This window comes from Bradyrhizobium sp. Kon10, from assembly GCF_055807395.1.
On record NZ_JBVVOZ010000280.1, the window covers coordinates 1 to 258 of the forward strand.

Here is a 258-nt window from a genome sequence, read left to right on the forward strand (position 1 = left end):
GCGCTTGCCAGCACGATCGCCGAGACGCCAAGACTGCCGGCTAAGACATGAAACAGCCCGCCGAGACCATTGCCAAGGCTCGAAGCGATTCCTTCAGAGCGGCCGCCGGAAAGAGTTCGGGCGGCGACATAGAAAATCCCCGGACCCGGAGTAATCGCCAGAAGGAATGCCGTGAACAGGTAGACGGTGAAGGCGTTGGAATTCAGCATGGAAATGTCCTGATGAAAGACTGTCTATCGAAGTTCAATACAAACTTTG

At 55.0% G+C, this 258-nt stretch carries 1 protein-coding gene; it reads right to left on the bottom strand.

The genetic code is table 11. The annotated features are described in order from the left end of the window. Positions 1-209 (bottom strand): LysE family transporter (locus tag AC0L2O_RS37030; RefSeq protein ID WP_473373236.1); only part of this gene is annotated, 209 nt, incomplete at its 3' end. Positions 210-258 lie beyond the last annotated feature (49 nt).